General features: G+C 36.7%; 16 protein-coding genes. 10 read left to right on the top strand and 6 right to left on the bottom strand.

All coding sequences use genetic code 11. The annotated features are described in order from the left end of the window. Nucleotides 1-19: 19 nt before the first annotated feature. The 5 genes from HCG49_RS17440 to HCG49_RS17460 are packed head-to-tail and all read right to left on the bottom strand — an operon-like array spanning nt 20 to nt 4640. Entirely contained in the window at nt 20-1147 is a 1128-nt protein-coding gene (locus HCG49_RS17440; RefSeq protein ID WP_240938728.1) for an iron-containing alcohol dehydrogenase family protein, read from the bottom strand. A gap of 4 nt (nt 1148-1151) precedes the next feature. Beyond that, nucleotides 1152-1853: an HAD family hydrolase gene (locus HCG49_RS17445; RefSeq protein WP_168470782.1), complete on the bottom strand. Its 702-nt coding sequence runs from the start codon at nt 1851-1853 to the stop codon at nt 1152-1154. Beyond that, complete coding sequence (gene kdsB / locus HCG49_RS17450) at nt 1844-2557, bottom strand: 3-deoxy-manno-octulosonate cytidylyltransferase (protein WP_205764434.1); 714 nt, start codon at nt 2555-2557, stop codon at nt 1844-1846. The genes HCG49_RS17445 and kdsB overlap by 10 nt, the downstream gene beginning before the upstream one ends. A gap of 52 nt (nt 2558-2609) precedes the next feature. Next, nucleotides 2610-3173: a DUF4126 domain-containing protein gene (locus HCG49_RS17455; protein WP_168470784.1), complete on the bottom strand. Its 564-nt coding sequence runs from the start codon at nt 3171-3173 to the stop codon at nt 2610-2612. Nucleotides 3174-3200: 27 nt separating this feature from the next. Continuing rightward, entirely contained in the window at nt 3201-4640 is a 1440-nt protein-coding gene (locus HCG49_RS17460; RefSeq protein ID WP_168470785.1) for an ATP-dependent RecD-like DNA helicase, read from the bottom strand. Nucleotides 4641-4743: 103 nt separating this feature from the next. On the opposite strand from HCG49_RS17460, the gene HCG49_RS17465 reads away from it, so the two are divergent. From HCG49_RS17465 to HCG49_RS17475, 3 genes are read left to right on the top strand one after another with little or no spacing between them, the layout of a single operon-like run. Continuing rightward, on the top strand, nt 4744-5394 hold the full coding sequence (locus tag HCG49_RS17465) for a hypothetical protein (RefSeq protein WP_168470786.1): 651 nt from the start codon (nt 4744-4746) through the stop codon (nt 5392-5394). Beyond that, nucleotides 5372-6208, top strand: a complete 837-nt coding sequence (locus tag HCG49_RS17470) for a DUF3822 family protein (RefSeq protein WP_168470787.1) — start codon at nt 5372-5374, stop codon at nt 6206-6208. The genes HCG49_RS17465 and HCG49_RS17470 overlap by 23 nt, the downstream gene beginning before the upstream one ends. Then, nucleotides 6208-6759: an RsmD family RNA methyltransferase gene (locus HCG49_RS17475; protein WP_168470788.1), complete on the top strand. Its 552-nt coding sequence runs from the start codon at nt 6208-6210 to the stop codon at nt 6757-6759. The genes HCG49_RS17470 and HCG49_RS17475 overlap by 1 nt, the downstream gene beginning before the upstream one ends. Before the next feature lie 876 nt (nt 6760-7635). Here the strand turns inward: HCG49_RS17475 and HCG49_RS17480 are convergent. Further along, complete coding sequence (locus HCG49_RS17480; RefSeq protein ID WP_168470789.1) at nt 7636-9519, bottom strand: TonB-dependent receptor plug domain-containing protein; 1884 nt, start codon at nt 9517-9519, stop codon at nt 7636-7638. Nucleotides 9520-9675: 156 nt separating this feature from the next. On the opposite strand from HCG49_RS17480, the gene HCG49_RS17485 reads away from it, so the two are divergent. From HCG49_RS17485 to HCG49_RS17515, 7 genes are all read left to right on the top strand, one after another. Beyond that, nucleotides 9676-11079 carry a PLP-dependent aminotransferase family protein gene (locus tag HCG49_RS17485; protein ID WP_168470790.1) on the top strand — a complete coding sequence of 468 codons (1404 nt, stop codon included), beginning with the start codon at nt 9676-9678 and terminating at the stop codon, nt 11077-11079. A gap of 298 nt (nt 11080-11377) precedes the next feature. Then, nucleotides 11378-13279 carry a sensor histidine kinase gene (locus HCG49_RS17490; protein ID WP_168470791.1) on the top strand — a complete coding sequence of 634 codons (1902 nt, stop codon included), beginning with the start codon at nt 11378-11380 and terminating at the stop codon, nt 13277-13279. Between the two features lie 4 nt (nt 13280-13283). Beyond that, entirely contained in the window at nt 13284-14045 is a 762-nt protein-coding gene (locus HCG49_RS17495; RefSeq protein WP_168470792.1) for a LytR/AlgR family response regulator transcription factor, read from the top strand. 121 nt (nt 14046-14166) lie between these two features. After that, a complete protein-coding gene (locus HCG49_RS17500; RefSeq protein WP_168470793.1) occupies nt 14167-15681 on the top strand; it encodes a TlpA family protein disulfide reductase in 1515 nt (504 codons plus the stop codon). A 237-nt stretch (nt 15682-15918) separates the two neighbouring features. Beyond that, nucleotides 15919-17886 carry a sensor histidine kinase gene (locus tag HCG49_RS17505; protein ID WP_168470794.1) on the top strand — a complete coding sequence of 656 codons (1968 nt, stop codon included), beginning with the start codon at nt 15919-15921 and terminating at the stop codon, nt 17884-17886. Between the two features lie 8 nt (nt 17887-17894). Beyond that, nucleotides 17895-18656: a LytR/AlgR family response regulator transcription factor gene (locus HCG49_RS17510; protein ID WP_168470795.1), complete on the top strand. Its 762-nt coding sequence runs from the start codon at nt 17895-17897 to the stop codon at nt 18654-18656. A gap of 131 nt (nt 18657-18787) precedes the next feature. Continuing rightward, nucleotides 18788-22291, top strand: a complete 3504-nt coding sequence (locus HCG49_RS17515) for a thioredoxin-like domain-containing protein (RefSeq protein WP_168470796.1) — start codon at nt 18788-18790, stop codon at nt 22289-22291. The last annotated feature ends 733 nt before the right edge of the window (nt 22292-23024 follow it).

Raw genomic sequence — 23024 nt, forward strand, 5'->3', positions numbered from 1 at the left:
AAGAAGATCCTTAGTGATGTTATATTTTTTGATAAATATTTTTTAATTTCTCGGCTGTTATCACCTTTTTCCAATCCTTTCCAATAGCATTCTCCCACAATGGTTCTAGACTTAAGGCTACTTTTATCATAACATCGAACTGGGCATCTGTTAAGTGACTACAGATTCCTTTTGGTAAGACAATTTGATGTTTCTGAATCATTTCCTTAAAAACAGCTACGCCATCGGGATAAAACTCCTCTAAATATTGAAACACCAAACAATTCCCAATTCCGTGCCGCACACCTAATACGTACGATAACCCATAACTCATAGCATGGGCCACCCCTACCTGAGAATAAGCAATACTCATACCCCCGTGCCACGATGCCATCATTAGTTTATCCCTGGCATCTGATGCTTCTAAATCGGATAAATACACTTGCTTACATAGGTCGAGCGCCTTTTCTCCATAACTTTCACTAAATGCATTTAAAAAAGTCCCATTTAAGGATTCTATACAATGGATAAAACAGTCCATCCCGGTATAAAACCACTGTTCCTTAGGTACGCCTTGTGTTAAATCGGGATCTAAGACCACCTGATCAAAAGGGGTGAAATCTGAATTAATCCCCAATTTTCTTTCAGGTCCCAACAGTACGGTAGTCCTGGAAACCTCTGCCCCAGTACCACTGATCGTAGGGATCCCCACATGGTATATCGCAGGCTTTTGCACCAAATCCCACCCTTGATAGGCAGAAGCCGACCCTTTATTGGTGAGCATTATAGCCACTGCCTTTGCAAGATCTAATAAAGTACCACCACCAATACCTACAATTCCAGAGGGAAGCGCATCAAAGTCGAGTTTTATTTTTTGCACCAAAGCATCTACCTGGTCCGTCTTGGGCTCCTCTTCCGAGGATATAAATATAATTTGGTCATTAAAAATAGCGGGAATCCTAGTGCTTAAGGGGGTCCCTTCAAAAACATCATCGACCAAGAAAATCACCGGTGCCTCCGAATTCACCCTTTTGGGCATTAATATTTCTCCAAGCTGGTCAAAACTTCCTGTACCAAAAACCACTCTTGGCACCATAGGGAAATTTCTATGTTTTTTTGTTTTCACAACTGGACTCACGGCAGGAGCACTATTTTTAAATGATTCCATAGATCTATTTTAGATATTTTAATATGTCTGTAATGACATTTAAGGTCTGATGGCTGTTGTCATGATCTTCTTGTCTGACTTCCTCATGTTGCCAGGTGGTATGAAACGGAATATGTACCGCTTTCGCCCCAATATTAAGCAAAGGCAAAACATCTGATTTTAAAGAATTCCCGATCATTAAAAATTCGTCACTCGGAATCCCTAAATGCTCTAGTAGGTTCTTATAATTATCCTCCTTTTTATCACTCAATACCTCTACATGATGAAAATAACTAGACAAGCCCGATTTTTCCAATTTCCGTTCTTGATCCAACAAATCTCCTTTGGTCAATACGATCAAACGATATTTATCTTTTAAAGCTAGTAAAACTTCTTCGACCCCATCTAACAATTCTACCGGATGGGACAACATTTCTTTTCCAAGATTCAATATTTCTTGAATCGTTGTTTGTGAAACTTTATTATTGGATAAATCCAAGGCCGACTCTATCATAGAGAGCATAAACCCCTTGATACCATAGCCATATATTTCCAGATTTTTTATTTCTGTTTTAAAGAGCTCTTGGTCAATCTGATTCTTGGTCTCGTATTGGTCCAACAAGTTAGCAAACTTCTCTTCGGTGTCTCTAAAATAGGTTTCGTTTACCCATAGCGTATCATCGGCATCAAAACCTATCACCTTTATATTGCTATAATCTATTTCCATACTTTGATGGCTTTTTCCAAATCCTCGGGAGTATCTATTTCTATACCTGTTACATTAGTCTCTACCATTTTAATTTTCTTTCCGTATTCTAAATACCGAATGGCCTCTATTTTTTCAGTGGCCTCTAACATCAACATGGGCAATTTTTGAAAATCCATCAAAGCACTTTTCCTAAAAGCATAGATCCCTTTGTGTTTAAAGTAAGTTGTGGCTACATTTTTATCTCTGGGATATGGAATCGGAGAGCGAGAAAAATACAGCGCAAAACTCTGGTTATCTACAATGACCTTTACCGTATTAGGGTTATTAATCTCTTCCCAATCGGTGATTTTGGTCATCAGGGATGCCAGGTCTATGACCTTGTCGGGATCATCTTTAAAAACTTCGATCACCCCAGCCAAACTTTTCCTATCGGTAAAAGGCTCGTCTCCCTGAACGTTTACTATTATATCTACGTCCATAGCGGCCACCGCTTCGGCAATCCTATCACTCCCACATTCGTGTTCTTTTTTGCTCATAATGGCTTTTCCGCCATTAGCAACAATGGTATCGTATATAATGGTACTATCGGTAACCACGTATACTTCCTGAAAAAGGCCTGTATTTACAGCTGCCTCGTAGGTTCTCAGAATTACAGGTTTCCCTACTAAATCCTGCATAAGTTTTGCAGGAAATCTGGATGCGGCATATCGGGCCGGTATCATTGCTATGATTTTCACTAGAAAATTATTTATTATTAAGGTTTATGTACAAGCCCTAGGTCTTAGGCCTTAGTTTTCTATATATACTAAAAATGAATGCTAAAATTATAACGACCAGAAACATGGCTATTAAGGGTGCAAAAATAGAAGCTGTTGTCACCACTGCCGCGGTTCCTGTTTCCACCAATCCTATAACCGGATTTGCCAAACCTCCCGTAGTAGCTGTGGAGGCCAACCTCCCGGTCGCCGAGGCCCCTTTAATGGCACTTGCCGTACCACCTCCTGCGATAATCGCCAATCCCCATGTAACCATAGGATCCATATTTGCGATGGTAGAAACCATCACCGCTGTTCCGGCAATTGCCGCCAAGGGTATGGCAACACTGTCCAATAGGTTGTCTACCCACGGAATGAAGTATGCAAACACCTCTAAAAGTGTGGCTACCCCAAGCGTAATGATAGCCGTTATACTACCAATCCATTGCCAGTTTTCATTAAGCTCCCAAAGGTTAAAATAAGCAGCGAGACTCAAAGCAAAGAGGGGCAAAAAAACTCTAAAGCCTACAGAAGCTGCAAGTCCCACCCCTAAAAATATACTTATGACAGTCTCCGAAGTCATACTCCCTATGTTTTATGCTAAATTAAACTATTCCCCATCAACAAAAAAATCGTCCTTAAATCCAATAAGGTACAATTTGTTTTTGGCCCTGGTCACGGCAGTATACAACCAACGCAGGTACTCCTTATCTACCCCGTTAGGCAAATATGGCTGTTCTACAAATACAGTTTCCCATTGTCCCCCCTGAGATTTGTGACAGGTAATGGCATAGGAAAATTTTACTTGTAGGGCATTAAAGTAGTTATTGTTCTTTACTCCCATAAACCTTTTGTATTTGGAAGTTTCATCCGCGTAGTCTTTAATAACTTCTTGGTATAGTCTATTCCCATCTTCGTAGGACAACGACGGTGTTTCGGCCATAATGGTATCGAGCAGCAAAACGGTTTCAAAAGGCTGCTGATTGGGATAATCGACCAGCTTCACCTTTACTTCGGCAAATTTAAAACCATATAGCTCCTTGATGGCAAAAATCTCCAGTACCTCTATAATATCTCCATTGGCAATGAAGCCTGCTTCGGAGGTAGCCTTTAACCAAAAGTAGTTGTTTTTAACGACCATCATAAAGTCGCCCACAGCCAATTCGTGTTCTAGGTACAAAATCCTTTTACGGATATTCTCATTGTACAAATTAGCTCTTTTATTAGAGCGTACAATAATAGCGGTCTCTTCTTTGCCGTGCTGTGAATACGAATCGTCTATCGCTTCTTGGATTTCGGTACCGTCTATTAAACGCACTATATCCTTAAAAGGACCAACGTCAAATTTAAAATCGTCAAAATACTCGCTTTGCAACTGCTCCCGTAAATTAGTAGCATTAAAGAGTATTCCGGAAGTTTCGGCCTGGCGGACCACTTCATCCAATTCTAATTTTATCACTTCCTTATTATAATGTAAGGAAAGTTGGTTTTCATCTAAGGCCGGACTAATATCTAAATGTACAGGGGGTAACTGGGCCGTATCCCCTATTAGGATAAGCTTACAATTATGCCCAGCATAAACAAACATCAACAAATCGTCCAATAAAGAACCATTGTCCAATAGCTTAGATTCTGCAGGCGCATCGGAGATCATAGAAGCTTCATCTACGATAAAAATGGTATTTCTATGCTTATTGGGAGCCAATACAAACTGAATGCCACCCCCGCTCTGCTTCTTTGGAAAATAGATCTTCCTATGAATAGTAAAAGCCTGAGTCGCTGAGTAATTGGACATTACCTTCGCCGCCCTCCCGGTAGGGGCCATTAAAACAGCTTTCATGGTGGTTTTCCACAAGTTGGTAACCACGGCGCCGATGATGGTCGTTTTCCCAGTCCCGGCAAACCCCTTTAACATAAAGACCGAATCCTTCTCTTTTGACAGAATAAAAGTAGCAAGTTGCTGCAAGGCAACTACTTGCTTCATGGTAGGGTCGTGTGGGAATTTCTCTTTTAATATTCTAAAAAAACTTGTATCAGTAATTGGATCCATAAGTCATCAAAGATAATCAGGATTTTTAAGGCCAAATACTTTTGCGATTAAAAAAAAATTGTAGATTTGTCATAACCACTAAATATATTTAACACATAATAAAATGAAGACCATTATTCAAATTTTTCTTTGGTTGGCTTGTATTGGTTTAGGATACATGATTTATAATTCTGTCAACGGCCCTATCGAATTTAAGAAGGTTAAACAAGAGCGCTATGCCAAAGTAATAGCAAACTTAAAGGACATCAGAAACTCCCAAGAAGCCTATAAGACCGTAAACGGAAGATATGCCAAGGATTTTGATGCATTAATAAGCTTCGTAGATACCGGAAAATACACTATTACACAACAAAGAGATACTTCATACTTAGAGTTCGACAAGACTTATGGTATTGACATGTTGAAAGAATTTAAAATCGTTGACACTTTAGGATATGTTTCCGTAAAGGATTCTTTATTCAAAAAGGATACTCGCTATAAGACCATGATGAATGTTCCTTATGCAGCAAACAATGAGAAATTTGAGATGAAGTCCGCTATTATTGAGAAAAGCGGGTACAAAGCTCCTGTTTTTGAAGCAAAAGTTAACAAGGAGGTTGTATTACACGATCAACCAAAATCTTTATTAGTTAAAGAGAACAGTCAAGTTAATGTTGACGAGGTTAACGGAAACACTATTAAAGTAGGATCATTGACCGAGGTAAGTACCAGTGGAAACTGGCCTTCTATCTATGACAAGAAAAGCGATAAATAGTATTTTAGAAAATTCTAAATCAGAATTTCATAAATTGTCCATTCAAGTTAGCTTGAATGGACTTTATTTTTGTGTACTGGAGACACTTTCCAATACTATTATTGCCTCACAAAGTGTCACCTTTAAAAACGAACTGACCCCCTATGCGGTTCATAAAGAAATAAAGGAACTTTTTGAAACCCATAAGGTGGCCGAAGCAAAGTTCTCCGAAGTGGTCGTTATACACCGCAACAACTTGTTTAGTTTAGTACCAAAAACCCTTTTTAACAAAGATGAGTTAGCGAATTATTTAAAATTCAACGCTAAAATCCTAGCCAACGACCATCTCGATTACGATGAAATCAATAATTTTGACATCGTTAATGTATATGTGCCCTTTGTAAATATCAACAATTACATATACGATCTTTTTGGCTCTTTCGAATTTATGCACCACGGCACTGTATTAATACAAACCTTATTAAACAGTCACCACAATAGCAATGACCCCGTGTGCTACGTACATCTATTTGAAGGAAATATGGACATCACGGTAATTTCTCAAAAGAAATTACTCCTTTACAATAATTTTAATTTCAATACCAAGGAAGATTTTATTTATTATATCCTCTTTACTTTAGAACAATTGAAATTAGACCCCCAAACCACCAAGGTCAAACTTTTTGGAAGTATAGAAGAAGGAGACGACCACTACAATCTCTGCTATCAATTTATTAAAGATATTTCTATTTTCATCCCCTCAAATAGTGGCATATATCATTTTGGGGATCTAGGAAAAGACAGTATCGATTTCACAGTACTAAACGCCCTTTAATGCGCATTATATCCGGAAAACACAAAGGAAGAAGACTTACGGCACCCAAAAAACTACCTGTACGTCCTACCACTGATATGGCTAAAGAAGCCCTATTCAACATTCTAAACAATGAATATTATTTCACGGACCTCAGTCTTTTGGACCTCTTTGCAGGCACAGGAAACATAAGCTATGAGTTTGCCTCCAGGGGTACCGAACAAATTACCTGCGTTGATGCCGATGCAGGATGTATAAAATATATTACCGACACCGCCAAGGAATTAGAGTTTACTATTTCTACTATAAAAAGCGATGTCTTCCAATATCTTCTTCACAATCCTATTAAGGCACATATTATTTTTGCCGACCCTCCGTACGATTTAAGCTTTGAAGAATTTTCCCAAATACCAAAGATGGTTTTTGAAAAAGATCTTCTATTAAAAAACGGTGTCTTAATTATTGAGCACCCAAAGCACACAGACCTTTCCGTATTAGATCATTTCACCTACCAAAGAAGGTATGGTGGCAGTGTGTTTAGTTTTTTCGAATACCAAGAGAAGACCTCCTAGCCTACTGTAAATATATAGCGTTACGCATATTTTTTGGGCGTTCCCTCCTATGTCGGGCGGGCTCTCCGCTGTATCCCTTGCTTCGCTGCGGGGATGCCGCTGCGATCCCTAACACGGGTTAGAAGCAACAATAAGCAATGAAAAAAATCAGGGAAGTTCCATGCAAACAACAGCGAAATGAGGTGTAGGGAAGCGAGATGGTTTAAAAGCGGAACAAGGAACCTCTTATAAAAGAAGGAGGCACATAAAATACAGCCTCAACTGTTGAGGCTGACTCCTGTTATTGCTGTAGTTACGAAAAATCTAAAGATATAGTTGTATAGGTCTTTTTAACCGAAGTGATAGCCGATTAGTCGATCGTATGATTGTAACCCTATAGTCCTGCTTTTGAAAGGCGCTTTGCCTGTTTTTTTGTAATCATTTCAAAGAGCAACACACTTCAACAGCCATTTTATTGAGCGAATGCACCATTTCCAAAACCCGATCAAATTCTGGTCCGTCTTTAAGGTTGCGCCAGGCGGCCCCCAAACAATTTCCAGAACTGCCAGTGGCCATTGCTTGTTACCCTTTGGGGATGACTTGACCAATCCCTATCAAACCCTCTTCGTGCACAATTGTATGATAGCTTGCAGCCTGAAGACCATAAGAACAACCTACGAGGCAACCACTTGTTTTTATGTTGACCACAAACTCGGTACTTGAACTCTATTGGGGTTGTGATGTTGCCTATAAACGGTGGCAGCTTCTTAAAGTATTTCCATCATCGGTTTATACTATAATGCCACTACTTCATCTCGTGTCCATTTTAAGGCAACACCCATTGTTTCCTATCCTTATAAGTATTCTGTTAGTTCTACAATTAGTATAACCCCATCTTTACCCCTGTCCCCATTGATATTTAAGGCCCAATCCAAACCAACGTGTGGGCATAGGAACGGCACCCGCTTCTTTATACGTGGCATTGAATAGGTTCGTTATCTCCGTGTATAAAAGGAAGTTTTGAACTTTGTAATTTAGGCGAACATCGGCAACGTTATAGGCATTGGCAAGTTCTCGCTGTAACCATCTGTTTTTAATTTGAAATGAAAAGTCGTTGATACGATAATGAACACCTGCCACTAACTGATGTTTCAAAGATTCTAAAATATATTTCGATTGAATTTCCGTTGAAGTCTCAATGGAAGGGCTCAAATAATTATAACTCACCTGATATCCAAAGGATTGCTTTCCTGGCAATTCAAAATCCTGCTGCATTCTGCCGTAAATTCCTTGCATAGTATTTTTTCCAAAATTAATTGGAGAATAAGGTGTTGAGGCATCCTCTCTTACCCAATCGATAAATTCAGAAATCTGGCGGTAAAAATAACCTGTTTTCAACTGTAGGTTTCCATTTTGGTACTGAATATTCCCCTCATAGTTCCATGCGTTTTCGGGTTGAAGCAATGCATTTCCAATATTCCCAGGTCGCTGATCAAGGTACAAATCCGTGAACGAAGGGATGCGCTGACCAGAACCGATACTCGCAGAAAATTTCCAGTGGTGATTGATAAGGTAAGCCAATTCTAACCCTGGATACATCTGATAGCCATAATCCGTATTATAGTTGCCATATAACCCAATAGTCCCTCTTAGTTTTTCACTTAGATTGCTTTTAAATTCTGCATATACACCGTGATTATCGCGCTGGTGTTCTCCTATATTAGAACTGTTGATTTCTTCTAATCGGGACTCCAAACCAAAACCAAAAGTTCCTATTCCTGTTTTGAGGCTACTATTCAATTCAAGCATCAAGGCGTTAGTATAATGTTTAGACCGTCCTCTACTTAAATCATCTTTGAAATAACGGTAGTCATCTTCCCCATAGCGATCACTGATTCTAGGAGAAAGTGTAAAATCGCCCCAAGTATGTTTAGATGACAGACTAAAAACAGAGGATGTTACATGTTCTTCCGAATTAATATCGCCGGGAGCAGCATAAAACCCGTTGGCACCAAATTGGCTTTTCGCGTAGCCTGCCATTGCATGAATGCTGTTGTTTGCATTAAAATCATAATTTCCGCTATAAAATAGGCGCGTATTCTTTGAGGCCGAATTATAGCGCTGTCCGTTAGAGTTGCTTTGAGCCAATGAAAAAAGCTGACTCTGCTTATCAGATCCGAAAACTCCTGTAACCTCAGCTGCTCCGCCAGCATAAATCCCTTCACCGTCACCTTCATCCTTACCTTTAAAAGAACTTCCGGCCCTAATATCGGCAGACACACTTGAAAGTTTGCTCTTTTTAGTAACTATATTAATAGCTCCAGTAAGGGCATTAATTCCATAAACCCGAGCTGCAGCACCTCTAATGACTTCAATATGATCTATGGCACTCAAAGGAACAGGAATATTCATCATATTGTGAGCGGTTTGGGAATCTATCATCTTTACACCGTTTATCAGAACAATAGCCTGCTCTGAAGTTCCACCATCTATAGAAATATCGGTCTGCGTTCCAAACGGGCCACGCTGCCGAATATCCACACCACTTATAAAAGATAAAACCTCGTTGAGGGATTTCGCAGGAAGCGCCTGAATTTGTTTTTGGGTAATGACCTGAATATCTCGTGTAGACTCAGTAAAAGGAGTTTGCAATCGGTTTCCCTGAATAATAACTTCATCCAATTCTTGCATTTGCCAGTCTGGATCGGGAAGCGTATTTTTTTGTTGCGAAAAGCTAGGTATCGCAGCTAATAAAATTAATGTCGCTAATAGGGTTTTCATAAATTTCTCTTTGACCGTAGTATTTAAAATTGGCGGCAAAGGTTTAGATTAAAATAGTATTTTTGGTAGTCCGAAATGTAAATAATGAGTAGTCCGGTTACAATCCCTTTTAATTCCTTCATAAAAATAGATCGTCGCAAAAAAGAGGCGATCTATATGCAAATTGTGTATCAATTTATTAATGCCGTAAAAAGCAACCTTTTGGAAGATGATGACCGACTCCCAGGCAGTAGGAAAATTTCCGAAGAGCTTCAAGTACACAGAAAGACCATTGTAGCCGCTTTGTCAGAACTACAAGAACAAGGGTGGATAGAAACGCTTCCAAACATAGGTTCTATCGTTAGAAATCCTGAGCTTTCCCCCACTCAAACCCAAAACACCAATGCTTTTCAACATCCTCCAGAAAAGGCAGCGTTTCATTTCAGGAAAGATTTTATATTGGATACACCGATAGAAAAAAAACAAGAAAAATTATATTTTACGGATGGCAGGCCAGATTATCGCATTATTAATTCGGAGGAACTAGTTCGTTTTTACACTTCGGTAATTCGAAGAAAAAAACAATCAGGCCCTTTCTTAAACACCATTGATGACAGTCTGGTTTTTAGGGACCATCTCAGTTATTATCTAAATTTAACACGAGGTTTTCATTTGTCTAGGGATTTTCTACTACCCGTAGCTGGATCGGAGCAGGTTCACTCCATTTTATCACGTTTACTGATCAATACTGGCGATATTGTTTTAGTTGAAGAGCTCAGTTACTTTTTACCCAATATGATCTATAGTCAAGCGGGTGCCAAAATGAAAACAATTCCGGTAGATGCGGACGGAATGAATATTGATTATATTCAAAACAATTTTAAACCCGGAGAGGTACGATTGGTATATATCAACAGCACATGCCAATATCCCACCACCATTCGTCTTTCCAAAAAGCGGAAAAAACAATTGCTAGATTTGGCAGAAGCATACAATTTCATTGTAATTGAAGATGATAGGGATTTTGAATTTTCAATGATTAAAAACAAAAAAGAATCGCTACTTAGAATAAACGGCGGCAATCGCATCATTTATATTGGTGCTTTCGGACGGTTTTTACACCCAGGTTTTCAAATGAATTTTTTAATTGCTCCCAAAGACCTTTTGCAGGAAGCAGCAAAATACCTGAATATCTTTGGCAAACCAGATACTATGATGGAAAAAGCATTGAGAGAGCTCATTCACCAAGGAGACATTCATCGTTACCAAAGAAAGTCGAAAAAAGTAATCGCTGAGCGAAAAGAAATGTTTGCCGAACTACTTAATAGGCATTTTAAGAACAATATTATTTTTAATATTCCGCAAGCTGGTTTAGCTTTTTGGATTCGGTTTAATACCTCATTTTCTTTGACGCAATTGCAAAAAAAAGCAGGAGAAAAAGGACTCTTTATTCCAAGTATTTGCCTCTATCAAAATCGATCGATAACCGCTCTAAGGCTGGGGTTTGCACATTTTAATCAGCAGGAAATGGAAGAAGCCATGAAAGTGCTAGATGAGGCTTATTGTGAGGTTGTTGAGTAGCTAATAGCCATTTTTTAGAAATAATTTTTCTGTATTTTATGGAAAGGTCTTTTTAGGGCCTATAATACTGGTTATATACATCGTCCTAAAGATAGTATAAGAAGCTATATTTATGGAAAAATACTAGAAGATTCCTACAATAAATAGTATGTTTATACTTCAACCTATATAGTATAAACATTTAGCCATACAATAACAGCATGCTATTTATACACCCTATTTGCAGTTCAACCGAAACTAATTTTATAAGTAAGACTATTGCGATTCATTTGTGGTATACATTTTTAAATATAGCACGATGAAAAGAATAATACTATTAGTACTGATTTTGGCATTTACCCCATTTCTGATTATATCCGAAAAACCCTTAAATCAACAGGTTGAAGAAATAAGTAGATATAATTCTAAACAACCAGAATTCAGAGGATGGGAATATATAAAAAATAGGGCATTCAATAAGAATGGTACTCTTCAAAAAGGATATGATAAGCCTGTTATCATTCAATTGGGGAAGGATGCCACTTTTAAGGACAGTATAATTGTTGATGGTTTTATTAAAAAACTTAATGGTTTGCTCCCCACAGTTAGAATTGGTTTTAATTCAGATTCAACTTGGATTACCCCTATACATAACATAATTATGGGGTTTAGAAAAGATACTCTAGGATTTAGAACCGTACCATACCAATATTATGACAGATTTTTAAGAAAAAAACATTGGCCAGATGGAACTGTTATTGGAATAAATAATTTTGATTTCTTTCGAACTAATGATGGAAGCAAACATTCCTGGTTGGCTTTTAAATTTGATGATGACATTTCTGATATTTCTAGAAAAAAGTTTATCGAATATGAATTATGGGATAGGATTTTTTCCACTCCAAACATGTTAAACTCATATAATCAATCATTTGAGGTAGGAATATTTAATAAGGCTGAACACCAATCTAGTTTAGGCTCGATTGGAGAATTAGACCTATTTCTACTACAAAAATTATACTCTACTGACTTTATGGAGCAGTTCGGAGAATATATGTATAACACCTATCCCTGGCGCTATGCCACATATTTAATCGATAGAAGTAAAGCAAGGTTTATTAGTATACTATTATCAATTACACTAGTTGTTATTGTACTTATTCTAGGTCTAAGGTTGTTGTATATGAAAAAATATAAATATACTTTCTTCAAATACCTACTACCACTACTAATCGTTTTTTTATCTTATAACTGTTTGAATAACCTATTTTTTTACTTTGCCTATCCTGAAGCTTTTACGTCTTTAGACGCCTATTTGGGTTATTTTTTTACCAGTTTGATTGTTGTTACTGCACTAGCTCTCCTCCTATATCTTTTGGATAAAATTTTTATTAGAGAAAATATGAGTTTTGCCTTACAGCTCCTATTGAAAGTAAGTTTCGTCATTTTAACAGGATGCCTGTTTATTTATGGACTTTATCTATTGGCAAATCAGGAAAATAATTTGGTCTCTATATATTCTTACGAAGACTATATTAAATTGATTTTATTTGTAGCATTTGGACGAGGTTTTTTAATCTACTTAAACCACTTCTCAGACTCCCTAGTAAAACAAAAAGATGTAGAGCTAAGTCACCTAAAAGAAATAAATGCGCAGGCCGAGCTAAAGTTGTTGCAATCTCATATTAATCCACATTTCTTATACAACGCCTTAAATTCCATCGCTGGTCTGGCTCATGATGATGCCGATAAAACGGAGAAAATGGCCCTTTCCCTTTCCGATTTGTTTCGATACTCCATCAATAAAAAAGGAGAAGAAATGAGTACGGTTAGTGAAGAAGTAACTCTGGTAGAGAACTATTTAGAAATCGAAAAAATTAGGTTTGGAGAGCGATTGGAGTTTACACTTACTATTGATGAGGATGCCAAAGAAGAAAAGATTCCCATGTTTATGCTTCAACCCCTTATAGAAAATGCCATAAAACACGGGGTTTCCAAAATAGGAGGAGAAGCAAAAATCAGTCTCGACATTAAAAAAGAGGATAAGGGGCTGTTAATAACAGTAGGCGATAATGGCCCTGCTTTCCCACAGGGATTGGTGAGCGGACATGGCCTGCAAACGGTATACGATCTACTACGCTTAAGCTATGGTGACAAAGCGTCCTTAAGTTGGGAGAACGAGCCTAAGAAGCAAATAGTGATATCCATTAAAAATAAGTAATGGCATGAATAAAATATATAGAACCTTAGTCATAGATGATGAGCCGCCAGCAAGAAAACGACTACTAAAATTACTGGAGAATTTCACCGATACCTTTGAAGTAATAGACGTTGCCGAAAACGGACTAATCGCTAAAGAGAAAATTGAAGCCCTAAAACCAGATCTTATTTTTCTGGATATTGAAATGCCAGAACTTACCGGTTTTGAAGTGTTAGAAACGCTGACCTATATCCCCATTGTAATTTTTTGTACCGCCTATGATCAATATTCATTACAGGCATTTGAAACCAATAGTATAGATTACCTATTAAAACCAATTAAGTTAGAACGCTTGCAACAATCGGTGAATAAAATAAAGCTGTTTAGCAATAATCTTCCTAATCAGAACATTATGCAGCTACTAAAAGACTTGTCTTCTAAAAAAGAAGATCACCAAATGACATCCATTACGGTGAAGAAAGAGGGGAAACTCATTTTTATTAAACTAGAAGAGGTGAGTCATTTTAGTGCCGATGAACGTTATGTTTCCGTACATGCTAAAAATGGCGTGTATTTAACGGATGAGCCCTTATCCCAATTGGAAGAAAAATTACCATCCAATTTCCTAAGAGTTCATCGCGCAACAATTATAAACAAAGATTTTGTAAGCGAAGTCCAGAAATATTTTAACAGCAGATATAGCATCACCTTAAAAACCAATAAAAAACAAACCATAACCACGGGCAGAAGCTATAACACGCAAGTTAAAAGCTGGTTGAATGTGTAAGATAAAATCAAGAACACCAACAATAGGAGCATCCAGCTTAGCTTCTAAGCAGTGAAAATTAACTTTAACTAGACCTTATAAATCAACCTTTAAAATTCTATTGAAAAATATATTTAGTACAATGAAAAATATAATACTGCTGTTATTGCTCGTTTCAATTTCTTGCAAAGATCGAGAAACAAAAAACTCCACGGTTTTTGATGCCCCTAAGACCGTTACCCTAACCGGAATTGTATCTAATTTTGATCCAGAAAATCCAAATGTTAGTTTTGGTGTAAATCGGGTTGGTGTAGACCGATTAAACCTGCATTCTAAAATTGACAGTACAGGGTTTTTCTCAGTGTCCTTTGAAAGCTATACTCCTACTGATGTTTGGGTAAATGTAGGAACCAATTTTTTAGTTTTGACACATCCCGGTGATAGCATCCATATGGGTTTTGATGCCAAAATCGCTCAGCGGGTTCCAATTTTAAAATCAATTCAATTTTCCGGGGATGCGGTGAAGACCAATCAAGATGCAGCACGTTTTCAGGAAATGTATTTTTCCAATGAAATTTATACGGACTGGGACGCCAAAAAGAAAGCGACAAAGGAATATGGGGTAGATGACTATCTCCAGTATCTAGACACCTTAAAGCAAAAGAATACCGAATTGGTGAACAATTTTCTTCAGACATATTCTCCTAATGAAGAAACCCTACTTTGGGCCAAAACCTATATTGAACAAGATTACTACAATGCGTTAGCTTTTTACCCAGCAGAACATCGTAAGTTAAACAACTTGCCCTTTTCGTGGGATGTCCCAGAGAGTTATTACAACTCACTTAACAAACGGCTCCCTATTACAAAACCGATGTTAATCAGCGGCTATGCCTTAGTCAATTTTGTAAATCGCTATAGTTACCGATATGTACTCAACAAGACTAGGAATGAGAAATCCAATGAAAAATATCGTACGGAATTTGGAATGACAGGTCCTTCAAAGGAACTAGATTCCATAAGTATCTATGGAATTATAAAATATACGCAAGATAGCCTACTGCGCCAATTAGTATTAGCCGAGTTATTTCAACAGAGGTTTGACAAGGTTGAAATTGATCTCTATGAAGATTATAGAGGTTTGGTTAAAACCCATATCACCGAACCCTTTATCGCCAAACCCTTGGATGAGAATTATTTAAAAGCCAAGAAAAGTATAGAGTCACCAGAACTAGTGTCCGAAGCCATATTAAAAGATGCCTCTGGTACTTCCGTTGATAAAATTATAGAGAACCTCTTGGAGACCCACAAAGGTAAAGTAATCTATGTAGACACCTGGGCATCATGGTGTGCTCCTTGCCTAGCAGAGTTTCCTAATTCCAAAAAACTTATGGAGGAGATGGAAGGGCAAGATGTAGTCTTTGCATACTTCTGTATAAATACCAAAGAAAAGGCATACAAAGCTGTATTAGATAAATTTCAACTGGGAGGGGAACACTATTTTTTGGATCAGAACCAAAGTAGAGATTTTCAGACAGTATTTAATATTAGTGGTATACCCTTTTACTTATTAATTGATAAAGATGGTACTATTATAGAAAAAGGATCACATCTACGGCCTGCTGTGGTCATGGAAAAATTAGAGAAAATGCTATGAGCTATAGCGTCGAAATTGTCAAAACAAATGGATGAAAACAGTAGGTAAAGTGAAATTATTATGATTCCATTTAGCAGCAATCACTAATTCTAGATACAATAAGTTTCACCTACTACCAATCCACAAATGATAATAAAATGCAATTAAATCCCCCTAGATGCAGTTCGTCAGAAAATGGTTTCAGAAATCAGGCTTATCAAGTTTCTTTGAGGTGTATTAATAAATAAACCGACCATTATGAAAAGAAATATTATTTCTACACTCCTTCTAATTTTAGTTATTATAGCTATACCCATTATTATAGCGACAAGTTATAGTAACAAGTACGATCCATATAATGAGGTTTTTCCAGATTTACCAACAGATGAAAAATGGGAATATGTAAAAGAAAGACTGTTTGATGGCGAAACACCGAATGTTCCCAAACTTAAAGGACCGATACTTTTTACACTAGAAAATGCTACAAAACAAGATAGTGTTATGGTAAAAAATGCAATGCAAAGGATACGTGCAATTATACCAAATAAAGAAATTGATTTTTACGAACGGTTTTTAGGGAAGTCACCTGTAGAATTAGCTAATTACATGGCCGAAAAAATAAAGTCTTCAGAATCAAGTTATAATGATTTTTACAAAGGTTTTAGATATTTCCATATCATCCAATCCACCATAAACTTAGGTTTCAACACTGACACACTAAAAGTGTTACCGGGAGTATTACCAGATTACCAGCATTATCCTGCAGGTGAGCTATCAACAGTTATCCGTAAAACCTCTAAATCAGGAGAGTACTCTAATCTTGTAGGAGCTGATAATATTCATTTTTCAATTGAAAAGAATGAATTAGAAGACGACTATTTGCAGTCCTTAATTACAGCACATATCATGAAGTCACTTTGTAAAATACAAAATAGCAGGAGAAATATTAAACAAGTCCCTTCAGTTTATGGTCAAACAAATAATTCATCATTTAGCACAATTATAACTAAAAACGACGAGTTTTTATTACAAAAATTATACGCTCCAAATTTTATGGAGGAATTTAAAGAGTACTTATTCAAAACTTATCCATGGTATTACGCCCTGAACTTCATCGATAAAAAATTGGCTGAAACCTATGCCACTTGGACAATTGTTTTTTTAGGAATCTTTTTCCTTATAATCGGATTCAACCTACATAATAAAGAATATAATATAAGATACTTTAAATATTTTATTCCAACGATAATATTATTGTTGTGGCTGATATCTTCGATGGCTATTTATAATTATTTAACACATAAACATCAATATGCCTTAGATATTTATAGCATAAGATTTATTATAATAACAATAGTTGCTGGTTCTTTAATAGCATTGTTATTATTCCTTTTTGACAAGTACGTGATTAACGAAAAAATGAGTTTTACTTTAGCGCTACTTCTTAAAGTAATCTTCACCTATATCGTCTTACTAAGCCCTATCTTCATTTCGTTGGTTATAAATGCGGGCGAAATTAATTGGGACTTTTCATTTAGAAATGGATTTCCTGTGTTAACTGTGGCCATTGGAAGAGGTATCTTCATTTACCTCAACCATTTTTCAGAAAATTTAATAAGGGAAAAAGACCTAGAATTAAGTCGACTTAAAGAAGTAAACGCACAAGCGGAAGTTAAACTACTGCAATCCCAAATAAACCCTCATTTCTTATACAATGCGTTGAACTCCATAGCAAGTTTAGCCCATAAAAATGCCGATAAAACAGAAAAAATGGCATTATCCCTATCGGATCTATTTAAATACACTATCAACCGAAAAGGAAAAAAAGACAGCACTATTGGCGACGAAGTAGAAATGGTCAAAAATTATTTAGAGGTAGAACAGATTCGTTTTGACGACCGGCTGAATTTTACTATTGAGGTTGATCCTTCATTAGAAAACACCAAAATCCCCATGTTTCTCATTCAGCCCTTAATAGAAAATGCCGTAAAACACGGTATTTCTAAATTAGAGAGCAAAGGCCAAATTACCCTTCGCATTCAAAAAAGTGAAGCAGCCATCACTATCATTGTAAAAGACAATGGTCCCGATTTTCCAGAAGGACTGGTTAGTGGTCACGGTCTACAAACGGTGTTCGATCTGTTGCGGTTGACCTATAAGGAAAAGGCATCCATTAGCTGGAAAAACACCCCTGCAAAACAAATTAAAATCACCATTGAAAACTAGCACTAGCAATGAATGTACCTTATAAAACTATTATTATAGACGATGAACATTTGGCAAGGGAGCGTTTATCTGAATTAGTAACGCACTTTCCTGAGAGTTTTAAAATCATAGCTACCGCAAAGAACGGAACAGAAGCAAAAGAAAAAATTAATCAACTACATCCAGATCTTATTTTTTTGGATATAGAAATGCCTGGGCTAAACGGATTTGAACTTCTTGAAGAATTAGATACTATCCCTTTGGTTATCTTCTGTACTGCCTTTGACCAATACGCCTTACAAGCTTTTGAAACCCATAGCATAGATTATTTGGTGAAACCTGTACGGTTAGAGCGGTTAGAGAAAACCGTTGAGAAATTGCGCTTGTTTAAAGGGAATAATACCTCGCTTAAGCTTTTAGAAGCCATTAAAGAAATGGCTACCGAAAAAGAAGCGAAGAAGATGACCTCTATTACCATTAAAAAGGGAGAGAAACTATTTTTCGTAAAATTAGAGGAGGTCATTTATTTTGAAGCCGATGCCAAATATGTAAGCATTTACACCAATTCTGGAAACCACTTAACAGAGCAGTCCCTAGCCCAATTAGAAGAGAAATTACCCGATTATTTCTTACGGGTTCATAGAAGTTTAATCATTAATACCAATTATGTAGAAAATGCACAGAAATACTTTAATAGCAGATATATCATCACCTTAAAAACCAATAAAAAACAAACCATAACCACGGGTAGAAGCTATAACGCGCAAGTAAAAGGTTGGTTGAATGTATAATATAATTATAGTAAGTAACAAACTTGAGCCAAGGTATAGAATAATATTCTACTAAGATTTCACCTGTATATTCTTACAATAATCAGTATGTTTAATAATCCATTGTAAACCACAAAAATAAACTAGAAAACATGAATCAACCGACCAAAGACCACACCTTAAAGGACATTCAGAAACTACTCACTAGCTGCTTCGTATTTATATTTTTTATAAATATTGCTATTGCCCAAGGATCAAATATTAGTAAGGCATCACTCCCAGAAACCGTTTTTGGTGAATGGCAAGGTGAGACCGGAAATGGAGAATATAATGGATTATTAATTCATCCTGACTTTATTGAGTTTGGGTACCGGGCTTTTATGTATCAAGATATTCATAAAGGTGACAATGGTATTTTTAACTTTTATGCAAAAGATATTCAAGGCAATACCATGATCTATCAGCTAGAAGTTTTAGCGAAAGACTCCATAAACCTTAAGGTAGGGAACAGTCCGTTTAAACTATTCGTTAAGCACAAGGACCCATTGGAAGGCAAACGTATTACCGCAGCTGAAGTGCCAAACGAAATTAAAAGAAGTTGGTATACCACAGATGGCAAAAACGACCTTGAATTTTCCGTGGGCACCAAAAAAATCACCTTTAGAAATAAAGCGTATACCATTGAAGATGTTGTTCGTTTTGGGTCGATAGCAACTGGGGAATACCGTTTTGTGGTTAAAAATGACCAAGAATATTGGATGTTCTATTTTAAAAATTGGGATGCACATTACTTGCAAATCGGTTTTAATGGTAGGGCTGGTGATCTGTATAAAGCTGGTAAAGAGTATCCCAATGACAGAATAAAATATTACTCAGAATTTGCTCCTTCAGTAAACCTTTCCCTCCCAGAAACGGTGTTTGGCGAATGGCAAGGAAATACCGGAAATGGGGAATACAATGGCTTGTTAATACATCCAGGCTTTATAGAGACGGGGTATCGTGCATTTATGTACCAGAATATCTATAAAGGGGATAACGGTGTTTACTTTTTTGATGCTAAAGACAATCAAGGAAATACTATAAGCTATCAGCTAGAGGTTGTAGCGAAAGACTCCATTAAACTAAAGCTAGGAGACAATCCGTTTAGAGTATTTGTGAAGTATAAAAATCCATTAGATGGTAAACCTATTACGGCTGCAGAAGTAACCAACGAGCTAAAAAGAAGCTGGTTTAGCACGGATGGAAAGAATAATCTAGAATTTTCGGTTGAAAATCAAAAAATAACCTTTAGAAATAAAGAGTACATCATTGAAGATGTTGTTTCTTTTACCTCTAAAGAACCACAAGAATATCGTTTTGTAGTTAAAAATGAGCAAGAATATTGGATGTTCTATTTTAAAAACTGGAACGAACATTATCTGCAAGTAGGCTTTAATGGAAAGGCTGGAGATTGGTATAAATCCTCCATAGAATATCCTGACTATAAAATAGATAATGTTGCAGCATTTATGAACTCTAAATTCCCTAAAGAATTAAGGGGCGATTGGTTACAGGCAGATGGAAGTAATGTTTGGGCCTTTAGTTTTTATTACGATAATGCGGTGCTAGATAGAACAGTTTGGAACTATAAGTCCGTTAAGAAAATAGATGACATACACCTAATTACTTTAGAACGTAATGGGAAGGAGAAAACCATCTATGGCAAATTAAACAAAGATGGCTCCGCAAGTTTTGGGACTAAAATGAATGCACTTGTATCCTATACGACCAATAAAATAAATAAGCCAGGCTTTAAATTAGATAATGATGAGCCCTATACCGAAGAGAATCTATTTAAAGTAGCTTCTGCTACCTATGCTGGAATTATAAGGGGCTTTAGTGTAAACAGTAAAGAAAAAACCGGAATGGTGTATGTGAACAATGTCTTTACTGGTGATCAAGATTCGTATTTAGTAGAAATACAAGACGATGGTAGTTTTTCCGTAAAGTTTCCTTCGTATTATCCACAGCAGGTTTTTGTGAGACTCCCAAATTATTATACTTCTGTATTTGTTGAACCCGGAAAAGAATCCTGGCAATTAATAAACCCCGGAAAATCTGAAGGCGGGTTTTTTGCAGGCGATTGCGCCCAACTAAATACCGACCTATATAGTTTAGAATTTATAATTAGGGATCATACCTTTTATAAGAAGGTAGTATCCCATATTGATGATTATTCTTTAGAAGCCTATAAAGAGGAATGTTATTCTCTGTATACCAAACAGCTCCAAAAGCGCGACAGTGTTCTTAAGACACGATTTTTAAGTAATAAATCACGTCAGGTATTTGACTTAGATTTGGACTATCATCTTTATCAGAATATTTTAAGTTATGACATCAACTCAAGGGATAGAAATTTAGCCAAAATCGATAATGCATACCTAAGTTTTATAACACCCGAAGTATATAATAATAAATTGGCGGTGGTTTCTAGTGGTTATAAGAGCTTTATAAATCGCTTAAAACATTTAAAACCCATGAGATCAGGGGTTAGTGTTTCCCATCCAAGTGTTTTAGAATTGGCCGAAATACTAAAAGAGAAGAATATTACGCTATCAGCTGAAGACAAAGAACTTATTGCCAGTCATAAAATGCATTATAAAGAAAATGCAGCGGCTCTGGCAAAACAGAAGGCATTTCAGAAGTCGCATCAGGAGGTGATTGGGAGTCTTAGTGAAAAACTAAGTACTATTTATCAGAAGTTGACGGAAGAAGAAAGAAAGGAAGTTTTTAGCAGTGGAGGTATCAATTTTGATAAAATAGAAATCATTATTAAATCTAAGAATTTAGAGGTTGTATTTACAGAGGAAGAAATTGAAATTCAAAAAGCTCAACGAAACTTATTGACGCAAGATGAGCAAAAGAGCATAAGCAAATTTTTCTCACCAGAAATCCATGAAAAAAATCAAGCTTTTTCAGAAAAGCATAAAGCTCACATTGATGCCTATATCAACAATGAGTTTAAAAAACAACATATAGAACAAATTAGAAAAAATATAGGTAATAGCTTTAGTACCGATGTGATCATAGCACAGGCCATATTGGGAAATATAACAAGTAGTTACATTCCGTTGTCAGATACCGAACTTAGCGCGTCCCAAAAGGTGGTAGACTATCCATTTATTACAAAAGTAATCAAAGTAGAAAATGATAAGATGAAAGCCAAGATTTCAGCTAATAAATCTAAAACCGACTTTATAGTTAATGAAACCCCAATGACCGAAGCCGATAAAGTGTTTGACGCCATCATTTCGAAATACCAAGGGAAAGTAGTATTTGTAGATTTTTGGGCAACCTGGTGTGGCCCTTGTCGATCCGGCATGAAGCAAATGCAACCTTTAAAAGAGGAATACAAGGATAAAGATGTTGTCTTTGTGTACATAACAGACCCCTCTTCTCCCGAAACCACCTATAACAACATGATTCCTAATATAAAAGGAGAGCACTTCAGGGTGTCTAAGGATAAATGGAATTATTTAGCCCAAAAGTTCAATATTTCGGGAATTCCGCATTATTTATTGGTCGATAAAAAAGGGAGTGTTATTAAAGAAAATACCAGCGATTTAAGAATGCCTAACGCCCTAAAAGGTTTGATTGAGGTAGAACTAAATAAATAACAATATTTTCGGTGAATCGGACTCTCCCCGTAAAGCCAGGAAGTTTAAGATCATTAAGAGGTCGGACCAAAAAGTCCGACCTCTTTTTTATATAATAACTTTTTAATGAAGCTATGAGGTTTATGTACCGATTGATTAATGTAGCAATTAGTTAATGTAACAATGAATGAATGTGTAAATGTACCAATGGGGTTAATGTAGCGATGAATTAATTTGGGAATTTGAAAATGAGGGAATTTGAAAATTGGCTAATCAACTAATATGATAATCTACCAATTGTTTAATGTAACAATAGATCAGTGTGGAAATATACCAATGGGTTAATGTAGCGATGAATTAATTTGGGAATTTGAAAATGCAACAATGGGTTGATGTAGCAATTGATTAATGTAATAATGAACCGAAGTGGAGTTGTAATAATCTATTGTTGTTTTCCGTATGCTTCATGAGGTTGCTTCGCTGCGTTTGCATTGACGCTACAAAGAAGCTGTATTTGATAAAAGGGAACTGGCCTAAAGTATGTATAGACACGTAAAAAGAAATGTCTTAGAAGCAGGATTTGGCGGTATGGTTGTTTTGGGTAGGAATGGCCCTCAAAGTCGGGAGACTTTGCGGAACTACTTTGTGGAACTACTTTGCGGAAGGGCAAAAAAAAAGTCCCTTCATTTTCATGAAGGGACTCTTAAAAAAAGGCGGCGGCCTACTCTCCCACTTGGTGTAGCAGTACCATCGG

It is taken from the genome of Arenibacter sp. 6A1 (assembly GCF_012272855.1).
GTDB lineage: Bacteria > Bacteroidota > Bacteroidia > Flavobacteriales > Flavobacteriaceae > Arenibacter.

Excerpts from the sequence above, each read along its gene's own strand:
- HCG49_RS17440 (WP_240938728.1), bottom strand. The coding sequence starts at position 1,147 with ATGGAATCATTTAAAAATAGTGCTCCTGCCGTGAGTCCAGTTGTGAAA.
- HCG49_RS17445 (WP_168470782.1), bottom strand. The coding sequence starts at position 1,853 with ATGGAAATAGATTATAGCAATATAAAGGTGATAGGTTTTGATGCCGAT.
- kdsB (WP_205764434.1), bottom strand. The coding sequence starts at position 2,557 with ATGATACCGGCCCGATATGCCGCATCCAGATTTCCTGCAAAACTTATG.
- HCG49_RS17455 (WP_168470784.1), bottom strand. The coding sequence starts at position 3,173 with ATGACTTCGGAGACTGTCATAAGTATATTTTTAGGGGTGGGACTTGCA.
- HCG49_RS17460 (WP_168470785.1), bottom strand. The coding sequence starts at position 4,640 with ATGGATCCAATTACTGATACAAGTTTTTTTAGAATATTAAAAGAGAAA.
- HCG49_RS17465 (WP_168470786.1), top strand. The coding sequence starts at position 4,744 with ATGAAGACCATTATTCAAATTTTTCTTTGGTTGGCTTGTATTGGTTTA.
- HCG49_RS17470 (WP_168470787.1), top strand. The coding sequence starts at position 5,372 with ATGACAAGAAAAGCGATAAATAGTATTTTAGAAAATTCTAAATCAGAA.
- HCG49_RS17475 (WP_168470788.1), top strand. The coding sequence starts at position 6,208 with ATGCGCATTATATCCGGAAAACACAAAGGAAGAAGACTTACGGCACCC.
- HCG49_RS17480 (WP_168470789.1), bottom strand. The coding sequence starts at position 9,519 with ATGAAAACCCTATTAGCGACATTAATTTTATTAGCTGCGATACCTAGC.
- HCG49_RS17485 (WP_168470790.1), top strand. The coding sequence starts at position 9,676 with ATGCAAATTGTGTATCAATTTATTAATGCCGTAAAAAGCAACCTTTTG.
- HCG49_RS17490 (WP_168470791.1), top strand. The coding sequence starts at position 11,378 with ATGAAAAGAATAATACTATTAGTACTGATTTTGGCATTTACCCCATTT.
- HCG49_RS17495 (WP_168470792.1), top strand. The coding sequence starts at position 13,284 with ATGAATAAAATATATAGAACCTTAGTCATAGATGATGAGCCGCCAGCA.
- HCG49_RS17500 (WP_168470793.1), top strand. The coding sequence starts at position 14,167 with ATGAAAAATATAATACTGCTGTTATTGCTCGTTTCAATTTCTTGCAAA.
- HCG49_RS17505 (WP_168470794.1), top strand. The coding sequence starts at position 15,919 with ATGAAAAGAAATATTATTTCTACACTCCTTCTAATTTTAGTTATTATA.
- HCG49_RS17510 (WP_168470795.1), top strand. The coding sequence starts at position 17,895 with ATGAATGTACCTTATAAAACTATTATTATAGACGATGAACATTTGGCA.
- HCG49_RS17515 (WP_168470796.1), top strand. The coding sequence starts at position 18,788 with ATGAATCAACCGACCAAAGACCACACCTTAAAGGACATTCAGAAACTA.